We start from the raw sequence: 1676 nt of genomic DNA on the forward strand, positions 1-1676 counted from the left end.
AAAAGTAACAACAATCGATGAGCTATTCAAGCCATCATCATAAGATGAGAGTTTGATCCTGGCTCAGGACGAACGCTGGCGGCATGCCTAATACATGCAAGTCGAACGCGTCTTCGTTAACTGAAGTGCTTGCACGGACGTTAACCATAAGACGAGTGGCGAACTGGTGAGTAACACGTAGGAAACCTGCCCAGAAGCAGGGGATAACACTTGGAAACAGGTGCTAATACCGTATAACAACAAAAACCGCATGGTTTTTGTTTGAAAGATGGTTTCGGCTATCACTTCTGGATGGTCCTGCGGCGTATTAGTTAGTTGGTGAGGTAAAGGCCCACCAAGACGATGATACGTAGCCGACCTGAGAGGGTAATCGGCCACATTGGGACTGAGACACGGCCCAAACTCCTACGGGAGGCAGCAGTAGGGAATCTTCCACAATGGACGAAAGTCTGATGGAGCAATGCCGCGTGAGTGAAGAAGGGTTTCGGCTCGTAAAACTCTGTTGTTGAAGAAGAACGGGTGCAAGAGTAACTGTTTGCATCGTGACGGTATTCAACCAGAAAGCCACGGCTAACTACGTGCCAGCAGCCGCGGTAATACGTAGGTGGCAAGCGTTGTCCGGATTTATTGGGCGTAAAGCGAGCGCAGGCGGTTTCTTAAGTCTGATGTGAAAGCCTTCGGCTTAACCGGAGAAGTGCATCGGAAACTGGGAAACTTGAGTGCAGAAGAGGACAGTGGAACTCCATGTGTAGCGGTGGAATGCGTAGATATATGGAAGAACACCAGTGGCGAAGGCGGCTGTCTAGTCTGTAACTGACGCTGAGGCTCGAAAGCATGGGTAGCAAACAGGATTAGATACCCTGGTAGTCCATGCCGTAAACGATGAGTGCTAGGTGTTGGAGGGTTTCCGCCCTTCAGTGCCGCAGCTAACGCATTAAGCACTCCGCCTGGGGAGTACGACCGCAAGGTTGAAACTCAAAGGAATTGACGGGGGCCCGCACAAGCGGTGGAGCATGTGGTTTAATTCGAAGCTACGCGAAGAACCTTACCAGGTCTTGACATACTATGCAAATCCTAGAGATAGGACGTTCCCTTCGGGGACATGGATACAGGTGGTGCATGGTTGTCGTCAGCTCGTGTCGTGAGATGTTGGGTTAAGTCCCGCAACGAGCGCAACCCTTATTATCAGTTGCCAGCATTAAGTTGGGCACTCTGGTGAGACTGCCGGTGACAAACCGGAGGAAGGTGGGGATGACGTCAAATCATCATGCCCCTTATGACCTGGGCTACACACGTGCTACAATGGGCGGTACAACGAGTTGCGAAGTCGTGAGGCTAAGCTAATCTCTTAAAGCCGCTCTCAGTTCGGATTGTAGGCTGCAACTCGCCTACATGAAGTTGGAATCGCTAGTAATCGCGGATCAGCATGCCGCGGTGAATACGTTCCCGGGCCTTGTACACACCGCCCGTCACACCATGAGAGTTTGTAACACCCAAAGCCGGTGAGATAACCTTCGGGAGTCAGCCGTCTAAGGTGGGACAGATGATTAGGGTGAAGTCGTAACAAGGTAGCCGTAGGAGAACCTGCGGCTGGATCACCTCCTTTCTAAGGAATATACGGAGGCTACACATACTTTGTCGAAACAATGTTCAGTTTTGAGGGGCTTACCTCTCAA

Annotated in this window: 1 rRNA gene; it reads left to right on the forward strand. The window is 51.0% G+C overall.

Features of this window, described 5'->3' with window-relative positions:
• Positions 1-40: 40 nt before the first annotated feature.
• Positions 41-1606 (forward strand): 16S ribosomal RNA (locus tag OCU14_RS11085).
• Positions 1607-1676: the final 70 nt, after the last annotated feature.

This window comes from Levilactobacillus humaensis (genome assembly GCF_024345185.1).
Classification (GTDB): domain Bacteria; phylum Bacillota; class Bacilli; order Lactobacillales; family Lactobacillaceae; genus Levilactobacillus; species Levilactobacillus humaensis.